This is a genomic window from Pararhizobium antarcticum (genome assembly GCF_001885585.1).
Classification (GTDB): Bacteria; Pseudomonadota; Alphaproteobacteria; order Rhizobiales; family Rhizobiaceae; genus Pararhizobium; species Pararhizobium antarcticum.
Map to the genome: position 1 here is coordinate 33,113 of NZ_LSRP01000077.1, position 15,500 is coordinate 48,612.

The following is a 15,500-nucleotide window of genomic DNA, read 5'->3' on the forward strand; positions in this document are numbered from 1 at the left end:
CGGTATACTTAATACCGATCCGTTTCTATGCTACGCCCAATCGAGGCCGCCAAAACCGGCCGCAACGGCCAGAAAACGGGACACCCACGCATCGATGACAGCCCGCCAGCGCATCATTCCGGTCCGGCGCGAATACAATCGCTGGGTCGCCAACCAGACGCTGGAAGATTATGCGCTGCGCTTCACCGCCAAGAGCGCCCGGCAATTTTCCTCGCAGCGCATCTCGCAAACCGCGATCGGAGCGATTTCGTTCCTGGCGCTGGAAGCGATCGGCGGCGCCATCACGCTGTCCTACGGTACGACCAATGCGATCATCGCCATTCTGGTAGCCAGCGCCGTCATGCTCGGTGTCGGCCTGCCGATCAGCCGCTATGCCATCCGCCATGGCGTCGATATCGACCTCCTGACACGCGGGGCGAGCTTCGGTTACATCGGCTCGACGATCACCTCGCTGATCTATGCCTCCTTCACCTTCATGCTGTTTGCCATCGAGGCCTCAATCATGTCGGCGGCGCTCGAACTGGCGCTCGGCATACCACTGTGGATCGGGTATATCATCAGCGCCGTTATGGTCATCCCGCTGGTGACGCATGGGGTGCGGCTGATCAGCCGGTTCCAGATCATGACCCAGCCGTTCTGGATCATCCTCAACATCCTGCCCTTCATTTTCATTGCGCTGGCCGACTGGAGCAAATTCGATCTCTGGCTGTCCTTCGAGGGCGCCCACAAGGCTGCCGCGGCACCCGGCCAGATCGCGTCCTTCTCGCTTGCCGAATTCGGCGCCGCATCCGCCGTTATTCTCGCGCTGATGGCGCAGATCGGTGAACAGGTCGACTTCCTGCGTTTTCTGCCGCCTGAAGGGCAAAGCAAGGCGCGACATCGTTTCGCAGTGTTTCTGGCCGGCGCCGGCTGGGTGGTCGTCGGTGCGCCGAAGCTGCTTGCCGGATCCTTCCTTGTCGTTCTGTGCCTGAGTGCCGGCGTCTCGGTCGAGGATGCCGCCGATCCGGCCCATATGTATCTGACCGCCTTTGGCTACATGATCCCCTGGCCCAATGCGACGCTGCTTCTGATGGTCGCCTTCGTCGTCGTCTCGCAGTTGAAGATCAACGTCATGAACGCCTATGCAGGATCACTCGCCTGGTCGAATTTCTTTTCGCGGCTGACCCACAGCCACCCCGGCCGCGTCGTCTGGCTGATGTTCAACGTCGCGATCGCGCTTCTTCTGATGGAACTCGGCATCTACCGGCTGCTAGAGGAAACGCTCGGCATCTTCTCGATCATCGCCATGTCCTGGCTCTGCGCGATTTCGGCCGATCTCTTCATCAACAAGCCATTTGGCCTTGCGCCCCCCGGCATCGAGTTCAAGCGGGCACATCTCTACGACATCAATCCGGTCGGCGTCGGAGCAATGACGATTTCCGCCGCCGTCGCCCTTTTTGCGCATTTCGGGGCGTTCGGCGCCATGGCAGCCTCGCTCGCCCCCTATATCGCGCTGATCACCGCCTTCATCACCTCGCCGGCCATCGCCAGGGCCACGAAAGGCAAATATTATCTGGCGCGCAAACCGCGGCAGAGCTGGAAAATGCTGCCGACCGTCACCTGCTCGATCTGCGAACATCCCTTCGAGCCGGAGGACATGGCCTGGTGCCCGGCCTATTCCGCGCCGATCTGTTCGCTCTGCTGCTCGCTCGACAGCCGCTGCCACGACATGTGCAAGCCGCATGCGCGCTTCAATGCGCAGACCGCCGTCGTCGCCAAGGCGCTCCTGCCGCAGATCGTCACGGAAAAGCTTGCGACCCGCCTCGGCCGCTACGGCATCGCCGTGGTGCTGGCAATCACCGGCATCGGCATCATCCTCGCGATGATCGCCCACCAGACGGGTACCGCATCGCCCGAAATGGCCGAGGTGATCAACCGGACGGCGGTTGTTGTCTTCTTCGTCTTTTCGGTCGTCACCGGCGTCGTCTGCTGGTTCTATGTTCTTGCCCATGACAGCCGACTGGTCGCCGAGGAAGAATCGTCCCGGCAGAACACGCTGCTGCTCAAGGAAATCGCCGCCCACAAGAAGACCGATGCCGCCCTGCAATATGCAAAGGAGACGGCGGAAGCCGCCAACCGCGCCAAGAGCCGTTATGTCGTCGGCCTCAGCCACGAACTGCGGACGCCCTTGAATGCCGTGCTCGGTTACGCGCAGATCCTCGAGCGGGACGAAACCATTCCGGCACCGCGACAATCGGCGATCAAGGTGATCAAGCGCAGCGCCGATCATCTGTCTGGTCTGATCGACGGGCTGCTCGACATATCCAAGATCGAGGCCGGCAGGCTTCAGGTCTATTCCAACGAGATCAACATCCAGGATTTTCTCGACCAGATCGCCGACATGTTCCGGCCGCAGGCGCAGGCCAAAGGACTGGTCTTCATTCACGATCGGGCCTCCAGTCTGCCGCAGCATGTCCGCACCGACGAAAAGCGGCTGCGCCAGATCCTCGTCAATCTCCTGTCCAATGCCATCAAGTTCACCGATACCGGCACCATCCGCTTCGATGTCGCCTATCGCAGCCAGGTTGCCACCTTCACGGTCTCCGATACCGGTCGCGGCATTTCGGAAACAGACTTGCCGCGCATCTTCGAGCCTTTCCAGCGTGGCGAGGCCGAACATATCCGTCCGATGCCGGGTCTCGGGCTGGGGCTGACGATCACCCGGCTTCTGACGGAAACGCTGGGAGGCGAGATTTCCGTGGTCAGCACCCGCGACCAGGGCTCGACCTTCAAGGTCCGCCTGATGCTGTCGGCGATCGACCGGCCGATGCTTCCTTTGCCCTCCGTGCGCAAGATCGCCGGCTATAGCGGGCCGCGCCGCACCGTCGTCGTCGTCGATGACAATGAGGATCACCGCGATCTGATGCGCGAAGTGCTGATGCCGCTGGACTTCGTCGTTTTGACTGCCGCTGGCGGCACGGAATGCCTGACACTGATCGAAGGGGTGCGCCCGGACCTTTTCCTGATCGACATTTCCATGCCCGGAATGAACGGCTGGCAGCTGGTGAGCCGGTTGCGCGACCAGGAACAGATCGCACCGATTATCATGCTCTCGGCGAATATCGGCGATGGTACGGCCGCAGACAGCCAGACCGGACACAACGACACGCTCGCCAAACCCTTCGATATCCGGCAATTGCAGGACAAACTCGCCGTGCAGCTGGGTCTGGAATGGATCTACAGCGACACCCTGCCCGCGTCGCCCGAGAAACCGTCCGGCGAGATCCGCAATCCGGGCGTCACCCATGTCGAGGAGTTGATCAGGCTGGGCGAAATCGGCTATGTCCGTGGCATCGAGGCCAAGCTTGCCGATCTCGCGCGCTCCGAAGAAAACCAGCCCTTTACCGAGGCGGTGAAGACCTACGTGCAGGCCTTCGATCTGGCCGGCTATGCGGACTTCCTGCAGAATATCAACAAACAAGGGAGGCCGGCCGGTGACTGAGACTGCCCATCCCCGCGATATCGTGCTGATCGTCGACGACAGCCCGGAGACGCTGGGCTTTCTCACCGATGCGCTGGAGCAGTCCGGCTTTTCCGTGCTGATCGCCACCTCCGGCAAGGCCGCGATCAATGTCGTCGACCGGATCACGCCGGATGTCATCCTCATGGACGCCATCATGCCGGGCATGGACGGATTCGATACCTGCCGGACACTGAAGACCAATCCCGGCGTGGCGCAGGTTCCGGTGATCTTCATGACCGGCCTGACGGAAACCGAGCATATCGTTCATGCCCTGGAATCGGGAGGCGTCGATTACCTCTCCAAACCGATCAACATCGACGAACTGCGCGCGCGCATCCGCGTGCATCTGGCCAATGCGCGCTCGGCGCAGAGTGCCCGTGTCGCGCTTGACGCCGCCGGACGCCATCTCCTCGCCGTGCGCAGCAATGGCACGATCCAGTGGTCGACGCCGCAGGCGACACGGCTCGTCAATGCAGCGACCGGGCGCGACGACGGCCTGGATACGCTGGCGAGCCATATCCAGCAATGGATGGCGGACAGGGAAAAACCCGGTGCGCCGAAGAATGCGGTTCTGATGATCCACCAGCAGGGTCAGCCGGTGCTGCAGCTTGCCTTTCTCGGCGCAATCGGCAGCGACGAGTTCCTGTTTCGCCTGACCGGGGTCAGCCAGACCAGTGATGACGAAATCCTGCGCCAGAGTTTCTCGCTGACAGTGCGCGAGGCGCAGGTGCTGCTGTGGATCGGCAAGGGCAAATCCAATCGCGACATCGGCGAGATCCTGGGCCTCAGTGCGCGCACCGTGAACAAGCATCTCGAACAGATCTACGTCAAGCTCGGCGTCGAGAACCGCGCATCCGCAGCCGTCAAGGCGGCCAATGTTCTGCATCAGGAATAGGCGCAACCGGGCTGCGTGGTAAAACGCAGCCCGGTTGCGTTTGCTCAGGACCTTGCGAAGGCGAGCATATCGGCGTTCAGCTGATCCTTGTGCGTATCCGCCAGGCCGTGCGGTGCACCCGGATAGACCTTGAGTTCGGCATGCGGCACCAGCGTCTTCGAAGCAAGGGCGGCGGCCGCGATCGGCACGATCTGGTCGTCGTCGCCATGAACGATCAGCGTCGGGATATCGAACTTCTTCAGGTCTTCGGTGAAGTCGGTCTCGGAAAACGCCTTGATCGAATCATAGGCGTTCTTGTGTCCGGACGTCATGCCCTGCAGCCAGAAGCTGTCGATCATGCCTTGCGAGACCTTGGCGCCCGGTCGGTTGAAGCCGAAGAACGGACCACTGGCAATATCGCGGTAGAGCTTGGAGCGATCGGCAAGGCTGCCGGCGCGGATACCATCGAAAACCTCGATCGGCAGGCCGCCGGGGTTGGCGGATGTCTTGAGCATCAATGGCGGCACGGCGGAGATCAGGCCGGCCTTCGCGATGCGCGATGTTCCATGACGGCCGATATAACGCGCCACTTCGCCGCCGCCCGTTGAAAAGCCCATCAGGATGACATCCTTCAGGTCCAGCGCCTCGATCACCGCAGCGAGGTCGTCGGCATAGTGATCCATGTCGTTACCGTCCCAGGGCTGGCTGGATCGCCCATGGCCGCGCCGGTCATGCGTGACGACGCGAAAGCCATTTGATGCCAAATGGAAAGCCTGTGCCTCCCAGCTATCGGAGTTCAGTGGCCAGCCATGGCTGAGAACGACGGCCTGACCGGTGCCCCAATCCTTGTAGTAGATTTCAACGCCGTCCTTGGTCACGATCTTGCTGCTCATTGTCTCTTCTCCTTTTGTCGATGCCTGGGTGGATACAGTGGAGGCCGACGCAGCGATCGCTACGGCCGGCAGTCCGACCGCGGCTGCTGCACCGATGCCGGTCAGCAGAAGATTGCGGCGGGAAAGTCTGATGTCGGGTGTCGATGCGCGGCGGGCCATTTCAGTGTCCTTCGAGAGCTTGTTTTCTTGCCGGCTGGGCAGAAAACCGTTGCATTTAATTTGTTAGCGATTAAATCGTAAGCGATTTATTTATGCGTCATTTTCAAACCTGAAAGTCACCAGTTTTAATATCGCTAACGATTAGATCGTGCGATAGACATATAATTGGAATATACGACAGTCAAGCCCTTGCGATTAAATCGTGCACGATTATTTTATGACAATAGCAAAGGAACCCTTCGATGACCGAAAAGCCAAGCAGTTCCGGTGACCACATGAAACTCGATGATTTCCTGTGCTTCACCGTCTACTCCACCAACCACGCCTTCAACCGGATCTACAAACCGCTGCTCGAGACCCTTGACCTGACCTACCCGCAATATCTGGCCATGGTCGCGCTTTGGCAGAAAGACGACCAGACCGTCGGCAGTCTTGGGGAAAAACTGTTTCTGGAGTCCAGCACGCTGACGCCGCTGCTGAAACGCCTGGAAGCGACAGGGCATCTGAAACGCGTCCGCGACGCCAGAGACGAGCGGCAGGTGCGGATCCAGTTGACGGAATCCGGCCGCGCGCTTGAGGAAAAAGCCCAGGCCATTCCGAATTGCATTCTGGAAGCGACAGGACTGACAGAGGAAACATTGCAGGCTTTGAAACACGCACTCTCGAAGGTCCGGACCGCGATGCTGCGCTGATCGACACGACAACACCTGTTCCCGTTGGCGCGACACAGGAACAATGACCGGTCTGAAATGCAAAAAGCCCGGGACGTGCCCGGGCTTTCGCGATCCTGAGATCATGGGTTCGGATCAAGCCGAAACCAGAAGACTACTCGTTCTGGAAGTAGGTGTACTTGCCGTCGTCACCCTTCTTCCAGGTGTACATGACGTAGTCCGGGCGGGTGATGTCGCCCTTGTCGTCATAGCTGAGTTCGCCGATGACGGTCTGGAACGGGCCCTTGCCCTTGACGTTCTCGGCAACTGCCTGCGGGTCGTTGCCGCCGGCGGTCTTTGCAGCTTCTGCGATGATCTGCAGGGCAGCATAGGAGTACAGCGTGTAGGCTTCAGGCTCGAAACCTGCAGCGCGGAACTTTTCGACGAGTTCAGCAGCAGCCGGGTTCTTGCGCGGATCCGGAGCAAACGTCATCAGCGTGCCCTCAACAGCGTCGCCAGCGATCGAAGCCAGTTCGTTCGAAACGATGCCGTCGCCGGACATGAAGGTTGCCTTCAGGCCCTGGTCGGCAGCCTGGCGCTCGATCAGACCGAATTCAGTGTGCAGGCCGCCGTAGTAAACGACGGAAACGCCGGCTTCCTTCATCTTGGCGATCAGGGCCGAGAAGTCCTTGTCACCAGCGGTGATGCCTTCGTAAACGACTTCGGTTACACCGGCTTCGTTCATGGCAGCCTTGGTCAGGTCAGCAAGGCCCTGGCCGTAAGGTGTCTTGTCGTGAACGACAGCAACCTTGGCATCCTTGAAGTTTGCAGCGATGTAGGCACCGGCAACGGCGCCCTGCTGGTCATCACGGCCGCAGGTGCGGAACGTGTTCCAGAGGCCGCGCTCGGTAAAGGTCGGGTTGGTCGAAGCCGGCGTGATCTGCATGATGCCGTTTTCAGCGTAGACTTCAGAAGCCGGGATCGAAACGCCGGAGTTGAAGTGGCCGATGACGAACTTCACGCCGTCAGCAACGAACTTGTTGGCAACGGAAACGCCCTGCTTCGGGTCGGAAACGTCGTCGCCGAGCACAACCTTGATCTGCTCGCCATTGATGCCGCCGGCAGCATTGATGTCAGCAGCAGCCTGCTCAGCACCCTTCTGAAGCTGCGCACCGAAAGCTGCGTTCGGACCCGTCAACGGACCAGCAACACCAACCAGCAATTCAGCCCATGCAGTACCGCTGAAAGCGACCATTGCAGTCAGCGCAACAGCCGACAAAAGTGACTTCTTCATCTTGTTACTCCCAAAAAATTGAGCGGGTGTCGTTTAAAACCGGTCACGATACCCACTATAATCGTGCCGGTGTTTTTATCCGCCAGCAGCACAACGCGTGCCGCTGCCGGGATTCCCTCGGTTATTTCGACTTCCAGGAAAAGGGCGATGCCTTCTCATAGAGCCAGTAGTAATTATTGGTCATCTGCTTCGTACGGTAATAGCGATAACCTGCCGTAGCAAATAGCAAAAGGATCACCGTGTCCACGACATAGAACTGGAAAGCCAGCATGCCGCCGTTGAAAAGCGCGTGATGGATGAAGCGGATGGCGACGCCGAGAAGCAGCGTGTAGATGACCAGCGTGCCGTATCCGCTCCAGCCTTCCGCAGCGCTTCTTCCTGTTCGCCATGCGGTCCATCCACCCATGATGACAGTGATGAACGCAAATTGCAGAACCGTGGGTTCTTCATAGAGAATGCCTTGCATTCCGTTTCTCCCTCAAAGCGCCATCCGGCTCAAGAACCCGGTGGACCGCTGCGAATATCGGCTTCCATTTCCTGTCTGACGGCCGCCAAAACGGCAACAGCAGACAGCCCGGCCATCAGTGATGGCCACCTTCGAGATAGGCCGCGCGCACTTCCGGATTGGCGAGAAGCTCCTTGCCGGACCCGCTCATCGTCACCTTGCCATTGACCATGACGTAGCCACGGTCGGACAGCTTCAGTGCTGCAAATGCGTTCTGCTCGACGAGGAAGACGGTCAGTCCCTCTTCCTGGTTGAGCTTCTTGATCGCGGCGAAAATGCCCTTGACGATCAGCGGGGCAAGACCAAGCGACGGCTCGTCGAGGAGCAGGAGCTTGGGGCGGGCCATCAGTGCACGGCCGATCGACAGCATCTGCTGCTCGCCGCCCGAAAGTGTTCCGCCGCGCTGCGACTGGCGTTCCTTGAGGCGCGGAAACAGCGTGAAGATCTTATCCACGTCTTCGTTGAAATACTTCAGGTTATCGAGGCTCGCGCCCATCTGAAGGTTTTCATAGACGGTCATGCGCGGAAAGATCCGGCGCCCTTCCGGCGACTGCGCAATGCGCAGACGCGCAATTTCGTGCGTCGGCATGCGCGTGATGTCCTGGCCGTCGAAGATCACAGAGCCGGTGCGTGCCTGCGGGCTGCCGCAGACGGTCATCATCAGGGTCGACTTGCCGGCACCGTTGGCGCCGATCATGCAGACGATCTCGCCCTTCCTGACCTCGACATCGACGCCAGCCAGCGCCCGGATATTGCCATAATACGTTTCGACGTTCTGCACATGGAGAAGGGTATCGCTCATCACAGCGTTCCTCCAGGGGCAATATGCTCGATCTCTTCGATCACTTCATCGACCTCGTCATCCTCTACACCGAGATAGGCCGCAATAACCTTCGGATCGTTTTTCACATGCTCTGGATTGCCGTCGGAAATCTTCTGGCCATATTCCAGCACAACAACATGGTCGGAAATTTCCATGACCACCGACATGTCGTGCTCGATGAGCAGGATCGACGTGCCGGTATCGGAGCGGATGCTGCGCAGAAGCTCGTTCAGCGCCAGCGATTCACGCGGATTGAGGCCGGCAGCCGGTTCATCAAGGCACAGGAATTCCGGTGCTGTGCACATCGCGCGGGCGATTTCCAGGCGACGCTGGGCACCATAGGGCAGATCGCCGGCCGGATCGTCGGCGCGGTCCGTGAGGCTGGCCTTGTCGAGCCAGTACTTTGCCTGCTCGATCGACTCTGCCGCAGCCTTCTTGTAGGCCGGGAAGCCGAGCAGACCGAGGATCGTATAGCCAGAAGCCAGCATCAGCTTGTTGTGCTGGGCAACCAGCAGGTTCTCGAGAACCGTCAGGCCGGAAAACAGCCGGATGTTCTGGAAGGTGCGGGCGACCTTCGCGTCGCGCGTCACCTCGAAATCCGACATGCGCTCGAGCAGAAACTCCTTGCCGGCTTTCTGGCGCATGGTGATCATGCCCATCGTCGGCTTGTAGAAGCCGGTGATGCAATTGAAGACCGTGGTCTTCCCGGCCCCGTTCGGGCCGATCAGAGCGGTGATATTGCCACGATAGGCTTCAAACGAGAGATCGTTGATGGCCATCAGGCCGCCGAAGCGCATCGAGAGGTGTTCGACTTTGAGAATTGGATCTTTTGTCATCATGTTCACTCCGGTCGCCATCAACCGTGACCTTCCTTGGTGAAGCTGCCGGAAACGCTCTTGCGTTCGCGCAGGAATGCCGTCGGTTCACGCGATCCGACGAAGCCGCGCGGTTTCCAGACCATCACCACGATCATGGCCAGACCGAAGATCAGCATGCGGTACAGTTCCGGGGTGAATTCCGGCCCGAAGACCTGTTTCAGGATCGTCATCTCGCGCAGCAGTTCCGTGCCACCGATCATGACCGTCGCAGCCACTGCGATCCCGACAAGCGAGCCCATGCCGCCAAGAACGACGATGGCAAGGATGATCGCGGATTCGAGGAACACAAAGCTTTCCGGCGAAACGAAGCCCTGACGGACGGCGAAGAACGAGCCGGCGAAACCACCGAACATGGCACCCGTCGCAAAGGCCGTGAGCTTCGTCGTGACCGTGTTGATACCGAGCGAGCGGCAGGCGATTTCGTCTTCGCGCAATGCTTCCCAGGCACGGCCGATCGGCATCCGACGCAGGCGAACGGTGACCAGTGCGGTCAGCATGCAGAGTGCGAGTGCCAGATAGAACAGGAAGATCTTGTAGTAGGCCGAGGACATCGGCAGCTCGAAGACCTTTGCGAAATTGTTGGGTGCAGCGAGATCGAACGACCAGATGCCGAACACCGACGCCTTGGCGATGCCCGAAATACCGAAGGTTCCCTTGGTCACGGCCGTCCAGTTGATCAGCACGAGACGGATGATTTCGCCGAAAGCCAAAGTCACGATCGCCAGATAGTCACCCTTGAGGCGCAGGACCGGGAAGCCCAGTATAATGCCCCAGAACCCGGCCAGAATGCCGGCCATCGGCAGAAGGATCCAGAACGACAGGCCGAAATAGGACGACAGCAGCGCGTAGGAATAGGCCCCGACCGCGTAGAAGGCGACATATCCCAGATCCAGCAGACCGGCGAGACCGACGACAATGTTCAGTCCCCAGGCCAGCATGACATAAATCAGGATCTGGATGCCGAAATTGTCGACATATTTCAACGACCCCTGGAAGCCGAACAGATAGACCATCAGCGGCGGGTAGATGAGCAGCGCGATCAGCGCCAGCATGTTGAAATGCGCGGAAATATAGGCGCGGAAATAGAAGAACCCGAACGCCAGGACGTAGATGATCGCAAAGGCGCGGATCATCGTGACCCAGGGCGCGAGCGCGGCCGGCACAGCCGCCCCGATCGTCTCCCCGGCAAACATCAGGATGACGGCGATCACAGCGGCGACGATGAGCGCCGGCATGCGGAAGAACCGCGTTGCGACACTGTCGGGCAAGAGGCCGGTGACGACATCGGTGACCTTCTGGCGAGCCAGGAAAGGCCGGATATAGGCAACGGTCAGGAAGCGCCCGACGGCCGCGATCGCGACGAAGACTGCAAGCAGGCCCCAGCGCTGCACGAGGATCAGTTCGTTCAGAATGTTCTGGTCGGTTTTCAGGCCGACGAAGAGGATGAACAGGCCAAGGGCGACGAGGGCCGCATAAAAGCCCTCGCGCAGCGCCCGCGCCATCAGGTTGTCGTCGGAAACGGCAGTTTTGGAAGTCGTTTTTGCCATGGGATTATACCTTCTCGACTTCCGGACGTCCAAGGATACCGGACGGTTTGAAGATCAGCACGATGGCGAGGATCGAGAATGTCGCAACATCCTTGTAGTCGATCGTGAAATAGGCCGACCACAGGCTTTCGATCAGACCGATCATCAGACCGCCGAGCACAGCCCCAGGAAGCGAACCGATACCGCCGAGGACCGCTGCCGTGAACGCCTTGACGCCCGGAGTAAAGCCGTCGGTGAACACGATCACGCCGTAATACATCAGGTACATGGTGCCGGCGACGGCCGCGAGCGCAGCGCCCATGACGAAGGTGATCGAGATGGTCTTGTCGACATCGATGCCGAGCAGCGCCGCCATCTTGCGATCCTGTTCGGTCGCCCGCTGCGCACGGCCGAGCGGCGTGTGATTGACGATGTACCAGAAGATCGTCAACAGCACCGCGGTGACCACGAAAATGATGATCTGCTTCAGCGAAATCGAGATCCCGAAGACTTCATAGACGGTGGAAACCATGGATGGGATCGGCTTGTTGCGCGGACCCTGCGTTACCTGGATGAAGTTGGACAGCGCGATCGACATGCCGATCGCAGTGATCAGAGGCGCCAGCCGGAACGAACCGCGCAATGGCCGATAGGCCATCTTCTCGATCACCCAGTTCCAGAGACCCGTCATCACCATCGCAACGAGGATCATGATCAACAGCGCAAGCGCGATGGGGATGCCACCGAACAGCGAAACCAGCAAAAGGTAGACGATCAGGGCAGCAAAGCCGCCGAGCATGAAAATATCGCCATGCGCGAAGTTCACCATGCCGATGATCCCGTAGACCATCGTGTAGCCAATGGCGATCAAACCATAGATCGAGCCAAGCGTCAGGCCGTTAACGACCTGCTGGACAAAATACTCCATATCTATCCCCCGGATCCGATCCCCTTAGGGTCAGACCTCTTGTTTTGCAGGCTCTTTGCGAGCCTATTTCAATGGGGATTCCATAATGCTTTCGAAACAAAAGTGAAGCGCAAAGTGCGGCTTCCCGGAAAATCTTTGAATTTTTGGTGAAAGTGACGCTTTAAAAGCCATTTAACCAAAAAATCAGCAGTTTGGCGCTGTATTTTCAGCACCAAACGGTGAATTCTACGGCGCCGCCTTCGCAATCGCCGGATCGGGCCACTGCACGATGAAATGCGACAAAACTGCAATCGCCCGGTCAGGAGCGCATGCGCGATCCATTGGCGTCGAATAGAGCCTGCGGTTGCAGTCGGGCGGGCAGGATCTCGCCCAGAAGTTCGATCGACCAACCCGCCGTTTCCTCGGCGATTTCCTTCGGGACATAACCGATGGCCACCGAAACGCCGGATGCATGGGCATAGCCGCCCGAGGTCACCCAGCCGCGCACTTCGCCGTTGAGGTAGATCGGTTCGTCGCCGATCACGTCCGCATCTTGGGCTTCGAGGATGAAGGTGCGCAGCCGCAGCGTGCCGCCATGAACCTTTTCCGCCGCAGCTGCCGCCTTGCCGATGAAATCGGCCGCCTTGGACAGGGCGACGAATCGGCCAAGGCCTGCCTCGTAGGGGCCGTAGAGCGGTCGATATTCACGCGACCAGCTGCCGAAGGATTTTTCGACACGAAGCGCGTTGAGCGCCCGCAGACCGAACAGACGGATCCCGAATTCCCCACCCGCTTCCATCAGGAGGTCGTAGATGTAACGCTGATATTCCGGCTTCATCCAGATTTCATAGCCGAGATCGCCGGTATAGCTGACGCGGCCGACGATAGCCGGTGCCATCTTCAGGTCCATGCGACGGATATCCATGAACGGGAAGGCCGCATCCGACATGTCGAGATGCGTGAGCTTTGCCATGACGGCGCGTGCGTTCGGCCCGGCGATCGACAGGCCGACCAGCTCCAGATTGAGCGCCCGAAGCGTCACGGAACCATCCTTCGGCAGGTGGCTCTCGAACCAGCGCATGTGATAATCCTCGGCAATGCCGGAGCCGATCAGGAGGAAGTCCCCCTCGCCCAGCTTGGCCAGCGTAAAATCACCGATCAGCTTGCCGTCGTCCTTCAGCATCGGCGCCAGTGCCATGCGTCCCACCGATGGCATGCGGCAGGTGAGCAGGCGGTCGAGCCATGCTTCTGCGCCCGTGCCGGTGATGGCATATTTGGCAAAACCCGAGGTTTCCATCAGGCCGACACTGTCGCGCACCGCCCTTGCTTCCGCGCCGACGACATCGAAGTCGTTGGACCGGTACCACGAGAACTTGTCCTCCTCGCCCTTCGGCGCAAACCACAGCGGCGCCTCAAGGCCATAGGACGCGCCGAAGATCGCACCGGCTTCCTTGAGCTTGTCATAGATCGGCGTGGTCAGGAACGGGCGCCCGCCCGGCAGTTCCTCGTTCGGATAGCGGATCGAGAAGCGGCGGGAATAGTTTTCCCGCACCTTGGCATTGGTATAACCAAGCGTCGCGAAATCGCCGTAGCGCGAAACGTCCATGGCAAACACGTCATAGCCCGGATCGCCGTAAATCATCCAGTTGGCGAGGGCCAGACCAACGCCGCCACCCTGGCTGAAGCCGGCCATGACGGCACAGGCCGACCAGTAATTGGTCAGGCCGCGCACCGGACCGACCAGCGGGTTTCCATCCGGCGAGAATGTGAACGGGCCGTTGATGATCTTCTTGATGCCGGCATTGTTGAAGGCCGGGAAATGGCGGAAGCCGACTTCCAGCTCGGGCGTGATGCGCTCGATGTCCTCGGCCAGCAGCTCATGGCCGAAATCCCACGGCGTCGTCAGCGGCGACCAGGGCCGGCAGGCCTTTTCATAGGTGCCCATCAGCATGCCGTTGCGTTCCTGGCGCAGATAGATCTCGCCGTCGAAATCGACGCAATGCATCAGTTCCTTGCCGGTCGTCTTGTTGAACTCGATAACCTCAGGCATGTCCTCGGTGATGAGATACATGTGCTCCATGGCAAGCACCGGCAGTTCGAGCCCGGTCATGCGGCCGACTTCGCGGGCCCACAGGCCTGCGGCATTGACGACATGCTCGGCGATGATCTCGCCCTTGTTGGTGATCACCCGCCAGGCACCGCTTTCGAGCTGCACAAGATCCTCGACCTTGGTGTGCAGATAGATGTCGGCACCATTCTTCTTGGCCGACTTGGCATAGGCATGCGTCGTGCCATAGGGGTCGAGATGGCCTTCGACCGGATCGAACACGGCACCGACGAACTGCTTGGGATCAAGCAAGGGCATCAGCTCGTGCGCTTCCTGTGGGCTCAGGAGATGCGCGTCGAGGCCCATATAGCGCCCCTTGGCCAGGATCGACTTCATCCAGTCGAAACGTTCCTTGGTGGCCGCGAGCATCATGCCGGAGGTCATGTGCAGGCCGATGTCCTGTCCGGAATACGCCTCGATCTCCTTGTAGAGTTCGACCGTGTATTTCTGCAGCTTGGCGACGTTCGGATCGCCATTGATCGTGTGCATGCCACCGGCCGCATGCCAGGTGGAGCCGGATGTCAGCTCCGAACGCTCGAGCAGCACGACATCGGTCCAGCCGAACTTGGTCAGATGGTACAGGATCGAACACCCGACGACACCTCCACCGATGACGACGACCCTGGCATGGCTCTTCATGGAAAACTCTCCGGTTCGCGGGTGCGCAAGCAGACTGCGCACCGGACATCTGGTGTAACAACGATCGCTGAAAACCTATTGGGAAAGCCACGCCGGATAAAGACAGCTGTGCGAAGAGGTCTTGTCCATTCCCGCCATTTTCTGACCCGTCAACGCCGCAAATGCGTCAGCACATGACGCATTCGTTTCTCACGCCAGAAACGCGGTCGTCAGATCGAAGGCGCGGCCCATGTCCCTGAGGTCGTGCAGCAGGGTATCGGCAAAACTGCGCATCACGACGATCTCGAAGGCGTCGTCCCCGACACGCGCCAGATTGACGCTGATATGGCCACACAGGACATTGGCTGATTGGCCGACGGAGAATGCGGACGGGTGCAGGTCGAGACCCGCGCCCTTTGCGAGAATGGCGCGCGCATTCAGGCCCGTGAGGCGCAGCAAAACGCGCCCGTGGCTCTGGTCGATGCAATGGGCCATGTCGCCCAGGAGAGCGGCGAGCGCCTGATGCAAAAGCTCGGGCGTCTGCAGGCCAGATATGACAAGCCATTCTCCGGGTGCCGAAAACCGCGCCGAGAGATCCTCGTCGGAGGCGAGCAGGTGAGCAACCGCAGCCTCCTGCCCCGGCGCGGCAAGAACGACAACGATTGCCTGCCGCGCAGCCACCGCCAGATGGTCGGCACCGGCCGAAACATCCGCCGGAACGAGGCCCTCCAGGGTGTGGCGGTCTGCATATTGGTGAACCATAT

General features: G+C 59.8%; 11 protein-coding genes and 1 pseudogene. 3 read left to right on the plus strand and 9 right to left on the minus strand.

Features of this window, described 5'->3' with window-relative positions; translation table 11 throughout:
* Window positions 1–94 precede the first annotated feature (94 nt).
* Window positions 95–3,481 carry a hybrid sensor histidine kinase/response regulator gene (locus AX760_RS09470; protein ID WP_071832641.1) on the plus strand — a complete coding sequence of 1,129 codons (3,387 nt, stop codon included), beginning with the start codon at window positions 95–97 and terminating at the stop codon, window positions 3,479–3,481.
* Window positions 3,474–4,397 carry a response regulator transcription factor gene (locus AX760_RS09475; RefSeq protein WP_071832642.1) on the plus strand — a complete coding sequence of 308 codons (924 nt, stop codon included), beginning with the start codon at window positions 3,474–3,476 and terminating at the stop codon, window positions 4,395–4,397. The genes AX760_RS09470 and AX760_RS09475 overlap by 8 nt, the downstream gene beginning before the upstream one ends.
* 44 nt (window positions 4,398–4,441) lie before the next feature.
* Here AX760_RS09475 and AX760_RS09480 read toward each other — a convergent pair whose 3' ends face one another.
* Window positions 4,442–5,269, minus strand: coding sequence for an alpha/beta fold hydrolase (locus AX760_RS09480; protein WP_425348832.1), 828 nt, complete (start codon window positions 5,267–5,269; stop codon window positions 4,442–4,444).
* Window positions 5,270–5,703: 434 nt separating this feature from the next.
* Between AX760_RS09480 and AX760_RS09485 the strand changes: the two genes are divergently transcribed.
* Window positions 5,704–6,120, plus strand: coding sequence for a MarR family winged helix-turn-helix transcriptional regulator (locus AX760_RS09485; protein WP_071832677.1), 417 nt, complete (start codon window positions 5,704–5,706; stop codon window positions 6,118–6,120).
* A 133-nt stretch (window positions 6,121–6,253) separates the two neighbouring features.
* On the opposite strand, the gene AX760_RS09490 is transcribed toward AX760_RS09485, so the two are convergent.
* The 8 genes and pseudogenes from AX760_RS09490 to AX760_RS09525 all read right to left on the minus strand — a co-directional run bounded on the left by AX760_RS09490 (window position 6,254) and on the right by AX760_RS09525 (window position 15,498).
* Window positions 6,254–7,372, minus strand: a complete 1,119-nt coding sequence (locus AX760_RS09490) for a branched-chain amino acid ABC transporter substrate-binding protein (RefSeq protein ID WP_071832644.1) — start codon at window positions 7,370–7,372, stop codon at window positions 6,254–6,256.
* Between the two features lie 121 nt (window positions 7,373–7,493).
* On the minus strand, window positions 7,494–7,838 hold the full coding sequence (locus AX760_RS09495) for a DUF6867 family protein (RefSeq protein WP_071832645.1): 345 nt from the start codon (window positions 7,836–7,838) through the stop codon (window positions 7,494–7,496).
* Window positions 7,839–7,953: 115 nt separating this feature from the next.
* Window positions 7,954–8,679: an ABC transporter ATP-binding protein gene (locus AX760_RS09500; RefSeq protein ID WP_071832646.1), complete on the minus strand. Its 726-nt coding sequence runs from the start codon at window positions 8,677–8,679 to the stop codon at window positions 7,954–7,956.
* The gene (locus AX760_RS09505; protein WP_071832647.1) at window positions 8,679–9,557 is read right to left on the minus strand and encodes an ABC transporter ATP-binding protein; all 879 of its coding nucleotides are present in this window, start codon (window positions 9,555–9,557) and stop codon (window positions 8,679–8,681) included. The genes AX760_RS09500 and AX760_RS09505 overlap by 1 nt, the downstream gene beginning before the upstream one ends.
* Window positions 9,557–11,050 (minus strand): annotated as a pseudogene (gene livM, locus AX760_RS09510) (high-affinity branched-chain amino acid ABC transporter permease LivM); the annotation flags it as partial. The pseudogene livM and the gene AX760_RS09505, both read right to left, overlap by 1 nt.
* 79 nt (window positions 11,051–11,129) lie before the next feature.
* A complete protein-coding gene (locus tag AX760_RS09515) occupies window positions 11,130–12,032 on the minus strand; it encodes a branched-chain amino acid ABC transporter permease (protein ID WP_071832649.1) in 903 nt (300 codons plus the stop codon).
* A gap of 298 nt (window positions 12,033–12,330) precedes the next feature.
* The gene (locus tag AX760_RS09520; RefSeq protein WP_071832650.1) at window positions 12,331–14,757 is read right to left on the minus strand and encodes a GcvT family protein; all 2,427 of its coding nucleotides are present in this window, start codon (window positions 14,755–14,757) and stop codon (window positions 12,331–12,333) included.
* Window positions 14,758–14,946: 189 nt separating this feature from the next.
* Complete coding sequence (locus AX760_RS09525; RefSeq protein ID WP_071832651.1) at window positions 14,947–15,498, minus strand: sarcosine oxidase subunit gamma; 552 nt, start codon at window positions 15,496–15,498, stop codon at window positions 14,947–14,949.
* Window positions 15,499–15,500: the final 2 nt, after the last annotated feature.